Annotated in this window: 7 protein-coding genes; 5 read left to right on the forward strand and 2 right to left on the reverse strand. The window is 66.7% G+C overall.

Features of this window, described 5'->3' with window-relative positions:
• Positions 1-571, forward strand: a 571-nt coding sequence (locus WB785_RS04105; RefSeq protein WP_424077413.1) for a RecB family exonuclease, incomplete at its 5' end; no start/stop codon positions are given.
• Here WB785_RS04105 and WB785_RS04110 read toward each other — a convergent pair.
• Positions 568-963, reverse strand: a complete 396-nt coding sequence (locus tag WB785_RS04110; protein ID WP_424077414.1) for a DoxX family protein — start codon at positions 961-963, stop codon at positions 568-570. The genes WB785_RS04105 and WB785_RS04110 overlap by 4 nt on opposite strands.
• 39 nt (positions 964-1002) lie before the next feature.
• Here WB785_RS04110 and WB785_RS04115 point away from each other — a divergent pair, with 39 nt between their 5' ends.
• Positions 1003-2070, forward strand: coding sequence for a potassium channel family protein (locus WB785_RS04115; protein WP_424077415.1), 1068 nt, complete (start codon positions 1003-1005; stop codon positions 2068-2070).
• Between the two features lie 63 nt (positions 2071-2133).
• Complete coding sequence (nudC, locus tag WB785_RS04120) at positions 2134-3057, forward strand: NAD(+) diphosphatase (RefSeq protein WP_424077416.1); 924 nt, start codon at positions 2134-2136, stop codon at positions 3055-3057.
• 5 nt (positions 3058-3062) lie between these two features.
• On the opposite strand, the gene mrx1 is transcribed toward nudC, so the two are convergent.
• Positions 3063-3317, reverse strand: a complete 255-nt coding sequence (mrx1, locus tag WB785_RS04125; RefSeq protein WP_424077417.1) for a mycoredoxin Mrx1 — start codon at positions 3315-3317, stop codon at positions 3063-3065.
• 88 nt (positions 3318-3405) lie between these two features.
• On the opposite strand from mrx1, the gene WB785_RS04130 reads away from it, so the two are divergent.
• Entirely contained in the window at positions 3406-5526 is a 2121-nt protein-coding gene (locus tag WB785_RS04130) for an ATP-dependent DNA helicase UvrD2 (protein ID WP_424077418.1), read from the forward strand.
• A gap of 470 nt (positions 5527-5996) precedes the next feature.
• Positions 5997-6226 (forward strand): WhiB family transcriptional regulator (locus tag WB785_RS04135; protein ID WP_424077419.1); only part of this gene is annotated, 230 nt, incomplete at its 3' end.

Raw genomic sequence — 6226 nt, forward strand, 5'->3', positions numbered from 1 at the left:
CCTGGCCCGCGAGCCCGAGCACGCCGCGCAGCGGCTGATGCGCCGGCTCCCGGCACGGCCTGACCCGCATGCGTTGCTGGGCAATGCATTTCACGAGTGGGTTCAGCGATTTTACGGCGCCGATCGATTGTTCGACCTCGGCGACCTACCCGGCGCGGCCGACACCGACACCGCACAGCGCGAGGCCGAAGAGCTGGCTACGTTGCAGGCGGAATTCCTCGCTTCGCCGTGGGCCGCCCGTACCCCGGTGGATGTCGAGGTGCCGTTCGAGATGGCTATCGGCGACACCGTGGTCCGTGGCCGCATCGACGCGGTCTTCGCCGACCCCGACGGTGGCGCCACGGTGGTGGACTGGAAGACCGGTGAGCCGCCACGTGGGCCGGAGGCTAGCCGACAGGCCGCCATCCAGCTCGGTGTCTACCGGCTGGCCTGGGCCGCGCTACGTGGATGCCCGGAATCGTTGGTGCGCACCGCGTTTCATTATGTGCGCTCAGGGGTGACCGTCGTCCCCGATGTGCTGCCGGGACCCGACGAGCTGGCCGCACTACTGGCCCAGCCGGTGACGAGTTAGGCGTTGCGCCGGATCTTGAGCGCCGCGGTGACCATCGGGATCTGCAACGGCAGCCGGGCCAGCGCGGCGATGCGCATCGGCCATGGCTTGCGCCACCACAACCGGACCATGTTGACGTTCGCCGGGAACACACCGACGAACAATGCGACGGCCGCCAGTGCGGCGGACCGTCGAGTGCGTCGGGCCAGCAGCAGCGCACCGATGGTGACCTCGGCGACGCCGGACACATAGGTGTAAAGCCGGGGGCTTCCGGGGAGCTCGGAGGGGACGATGTCGTCGAACGGTTTCGGCGCCAAAAAGTGGACGGCGCCGACGCTGAGCAGCATCGCCGCGATTCGGTATGCGGCTGCCTGGCTGGCCTCACGCTGAGCTATTGGTGCGGTGGCCGTCATGGTTACATTGTGTCGTGCGCCAGGTCGAGCCGATGAGCTGTGGCAAAAACTAACCGGCGGCCAGGCGATCACGGCGAGACGCTGACCGAACTCCCCACATATGCGCTGGTCGGCGTGGTGCGTGTGCCGGAACTCGCCATTGGCCCGGTGCGCGCAATCTGGCGGCGAGTCCTGATCGCACTGCTGGCCCTAGTGGTCGCGGTGATCACCGTCTACCTCACCCGGAGCGGGTACACCGACGTGCGCGGGGAGCGGATGTCGCTTATCGACTGCATCTACTTCGCTGCGGTGTCGCTGACCACCACCGGTTATGGCGACGTCACCCCGTTCACCGAATCCGCGCGGCTGACCAACATCTTGATCATTACCCCGCTGCGGATCCTGTTCCTCGTGGTGTTGGTTGGTACGACACTTCAGGTGCTCACCGAACGGTCGCGGCAAGCGTGGAAGATTCAGCGTTGGAGGAGCAAAGTGCGCAACCATACCGTCGTGGTCGGCTACGGCACCAAAGGGAAAACTGCGGTCGCCGCGATCCGCGATGACGAGACCGCAGGCAAAGACGTGATTGTCGTCGACACCGACAAGGCCGCCCTCGACCACGCATCCAACGCAGGTCTGGTCACCGTGCACGGCGACGCGACCAGATCCGATGTGCTGCGTCTGGCGGCGGTTCAGCACGCGTCGGCGATCATCATCGCGACCAGCCGCGACGACACCGCGGTGCTGGTCACCCTGACCGCCCGGGAAATCGCGCCCAACGTCAAGATCGTGGCGTCGATCCGGGAGGCCGAAAACCAGCATCTACTAAAGCAATCCGGCGCAGACTCCGTCGTCGTCTCCTCGGAGACCGCTGGTCGGCTGCTTGGCGTTGCCACCACAACGCCCAGCGTGGTGGCGATGATCGAAGACCTGCTCACGCCCTCGGAGGGATTGGCCATCGCCGAGCGCGACGTGGAGCAAAGCGAAGTCGGCGGTTCCCCGCGGCATCTCTCCGACATCGTGCTCGGTGTGGTGCGCGACGGCCAGTTGCTGCGCGTCGACGCACCCGAGGTCGACGCCATCGAGGCCGGCGACCGGCTGCTGTATGTGCGCAGCGCGGGGAAGTGAACGTGGCGATCGCAAGCGCGGCGGAGCCGGGCGCAGCGGGTCGCCGCCAGGAGGTGTAGTCCGGTGGACTTTCAATTGCAGAGCGTGCCGTTGCTCTCGCGGATCGGCGCCGACCGCGCCGATCAGGTGCGAACCGATGTCGACGCGGCCACCGAAGGCTGGCCGGACGCTGCTTTGCTGCGGCTTGACTCCCGCAATCAGGTGATGGTCGCCGACGGCCGGGTGGTGCTGGGCCGCGCGAAGGCGTTGGCAGACAAGCCGCCGCCGGACGCGGTGTTCCTGGGACGCATCGAAGATGGTCGACACGTGTGGGCAGTCCGCGGCCCGCTGGAAGCACCCGACGATCCCGACGTCAAAGCCGAAGTGGCCGATCTGCGCCGGGGAGGCCAGCTCTTCGACGACGTCGGCGCGCAGCTGGTGTCGTCGGCCGCGGCGCTGCTGAACTGGCATGCCAGCGCCCGGTTCAGCTCGGTGGACGGCTCACCCACCAAGCCGGTCAGGGCCGGCTGGGCCAGGGTCAATCCCGTCACCGGTCACGAGGAATTCCCGCGCATCGACCCGGCCGTGATCTGCCTGGTGCATGACGGCGGCGACCGGGCGGTGCTGGCCCGTCAAACGGTGTGGCCGGAGCGAATGTTCTCGCTGCTGGCCGGGTTCGTGGAAGCCGGCGAGTCGTTCGAAACCTGTGTCGCGCGGGAGATCCGCGAGGAAATCGGGCTCTCGGTCGGTGATGTGCGCTATCTCGGTAGCCAGCCGTGGCCGTTCCCGCGTTCGCTGATGGTCGGCTTCCATGCGATCGGCGATCCCGACGAGGACTTCTCCTTCAACGACGGGGAGATTGCCGAGGCGGCGTGGTTCACCCGCGAGGAGGTGGGTGCCGCGCTGGCCCTCGGTGATTGGAGCAGCGCCGCGGACGCCAAACTCCTGCTGCCTGGATCGGTGTCGATTGCGCGGGTGATCATCGAATCCTGGGCCGCGCTGGGCTGAAGCCCCTAGCCGGTCAGCTCAGCCAGTTTCGCCTTGATCTCGTTTGGGCCCGGGTTGGTCATTGTCGACCCGTCGGCGAACTTGACCGTCGGAACCGTGTGGTTACCACCGTTGACCGAGCCGACAAACTCGGCTGCCGCGGCGTCTTGTTCGATGTCGACCTCGTCGTAGCTGATTCCGGAGGCCTTCAACATGGTCTTGAGCCGATGGCAGTAGCCACACCAGGGCGTGCTGTACATGGTCAGCGAAGCATTGCTCATAATCTGTCAAACATAACGTGCGTTCTTGTTATGCCGCGCGCGTGGCGCTGCCCGCGGTTTGTCGGCGACCACTGCCAAGATGTACGCCATGCCGGTGATCACTGACTCCTTAGTCCCATTGATTGCCGACCTCGATGACGAACAGCGCGAGGCCGTGCTGGCTCCGCGCGGCCCGGTCTGCGTGCTGGCCGGGGCGGGAACCGGTAAGACCCGGACGATCACCCACCGCATTGCTCAGCTCGTCGCCACCGGACATGTGGCCCCGGGTCAGGTGTTGGCGGTGACGTTCACCCAACGTGCGGCCGGCGAAATGCGGTCCCGGTTGCGGGCATTGGGGGCCGCGGCGCAAACCGGCGTCGGCGCGGTGCAGGCGATGACGTTTCACGCGGCGGCGCACCGGCAGCTGCGCTATTTCTGGCCGCGGGTCGTCGGTGACACCGGCTGGCAATTGTTGGAGAGCAAGTTCGCCGTCGTCGCCCGTGGCGCGAGCAGCGCCCGGTTGCAGCTGAGCACCGACGACGTGCGTGATGTGGCCGGCGAAATCGAGTGGGCCAAGGCGTCGCTGATTTCCCCCGAGCAGTATCCGGACGCGGTGGCTGCCTGCGCCCGCGACATTCCGCTGGACGCCGCTAAGGTCGCTGCCGTGTATGCGGCCTACGAGTCGCTGAAATCCCGCGGCAATGATGTCCAGGATGTCGCGCTGCTCGACTTCGACGACCTGTTGCTGCACACCGCGGCCGCGATCGAGGACGACGCCGCGATCGCCGACGAGTTCCGGGACCGCTATCGCTGTTTCGTCGTTGACGAATACCAGGACGTGACGCCGCTGCAGCAGCGGGTGCTATCGGCGTGGCTCGGGGATCGCGACGATCTGACCGTCGTCGGCGACGCCAACCAAACCATCTACTCGTTTACCGGGGCCTCACCGCGTTACCTGCTGGACTTCTCCCGGCAGTTTCCGGAGGCGACGGTGGTGCGCCTGGAACGCGACTACCGGTCGACACCGCAGGTGGTGTCGCTGGCCAACCGGGTGATTGCCGCCGCCCGCGGCCGGGTGGCCGGCAGCAAGCTGCACCTGGTCGGTCAGCGTGATCCGGGACCGGCTCCGACGTTTCGTGAACATACCGACGAAGTCGCCGAAGCCGCCGCGGTGGCCGCGTCGATCTCACAGCTCGTCGAGTCCGGCACGCCACCCGCCGAGATCGCGGTGCTGTACCGGATCAACGCGCAGTCCGAGGTCTACGAAGAAGCGTTGACCGAAGCCGGCATTGCCTATCAGGTCCGTGGCGGTGAGGGTTTTTTCAGCCGTCAAGAGATCCGCCAGGCCCTGCTGGTCCTACAGCGGGCAGCCAACCGCGGCGCCGAAAGCGACGGGCCGCTGCCCGACATCGTGCGCGGGCTGCTCGAACCGCTGGGTTTGACGGCTGAGCCGCCGGCCGGAACCCGGGCCCGGGAGCGGTGGGAGGCGCTTTCGGGGTTGGCCGAGCTGGTCGATGAAGAGGTGGCGCACCGCCCGCAATTGGATCTGCCGGATCTGCTTGCCGAGCTGCGGACCCGCGCCGACGCACGTCACCCGCCGGTGGTGCAGGGCGTCACGCTGGCCTCGCTGCACGCCGCAAAGGGGCTGGAGTGGGATGCGGTGTTCCTGGTCGGCGTGACCGATGGCACGCTGCCGATCTCGCACGCGTTGGCGCACGGCGCCGAGAGCGAAGCCGTCGAAGAAGAGCGTCGACTGCTCTACGTCGGAATCACCAGGGCCCGAATGCATTTGGCGCTCAGCTGGTCGTTGTCCCGGAACCCGGGTGGGCGGCAGTCGCGCAAGCCGTCCCGGTTCCTCAACGGCCTCGCCCCGCAGACGCAGTCCGACAGTGGGCCCAGTCGGCCACGTCGTAATCGCGGCGCCACGTCGCGCTGCCGGATCTGCAACAACCAGCTGACCACGCCGGCGGCCATCATGCTGCGCCGCTGTGAAACGTGTGCGGCTGACATCGACGACGAGCTGTTGCTGCAGCTCAAGGATTGGCGGCTGCGCACCGCCAAGGAGATGAAGGTGCCCGCGTACGTCGTGTTCACCGACAACACGCTGATCGCGATCGCCGAGCTCCTGCCCGCTGACGACGCCGCGTTGGTCGCTATCCCGGGTATCGGCGCCCGCAAGCTGGAGCAGTTCGGCCCGGACGTGTTGGAGCTGGTACGCAGCCGCAGCTAGCGGGTCGCCACCAAACCCGCGTGGCGATCGCAAGCGCGGCGAAGCCGGGCGTAGCGGGTCGCCACAAAACCCCAGGTCAGAAAATCGCTTGCCGCGCCAGGCTGTTAAGATCTAACCTCGAACCGCAATCTTCACGCCCGGCGGCAGCAACTCGACGAGAGGAGGGAGCCACGATGATTACCACGAACACGTTCGGTGTATGCCCGGTCGTTTCGGCTGGCGACACTGGCTCCCATCGTGCTGCCCATGCCACCGCGGCCGCCTTGGCCGTTGCGCGCAAGCGCCGTAACGCCGCCGCGACCGAAGTGTCCGTGGATCGGGGCTCTACCTAGGTAACAGCCCACTATCTAGCCAAATGGCCACGGACCTGAAGTCAAAGGATCCGTGGCCACAGTTTTTGGGTCGACAGCCCCAACACCTGGTCCGGATCTGAAGCAAAACCGCTAGACCAGGAAGCAGGTGAACCGGACATGTCGACACCGACAGTCCCCGACGAGCAGCAGCCGGAGTTGCCTTGTCACCTCGGCGATCCCGACCTGTGGTTCGCTGACAGTCCGTCGGAGCTGGAGCGCGCCAAGGCGTTATGCGCCGACTGCCCGATTCGGAGCCAATGCCTGGCCGCGGCACTGCAACGTGCAGAGCCGTGGGGTGTGTGGGGTGGCGAGATCCTTGACCGTGGCTCGATCGTGAACCGCAAGCG

Origin of the sequence: Mycobacterium sp., assembly GCF_049585075.1 — a bacterium.
Classification (GTDB): Bacteria; Actinomycetota; Actinomycetes; order Mycobacteriales; family Mycobacteriaceae; genus Mycobacterium.

Excerpts from the sequence above, each read along its gene's own strand:
- mrx1 (WP_424077417.1), bottom strand. The coding sequence starts at position 3,317 with ATGAGCAATGCTTCGCTGACCATGTACAGCACGCCCTGGTGTGGCTAC.
- WB785_RS04130 (WP_424077418.1), top strand. The coding sequence starts at position 3,406 with ATGCCGGTGATCACTGACTCCTTAGTCCCATTGATTGCCGACCTCGAT.
- WB785_RS04110 (WP_424077414.1), bottom strand. The coding sequence starts at position 963 with ATGACGGCCACCGCACCAATAGCTCAGCGTGAGGCCAGCCAGGCAGCC.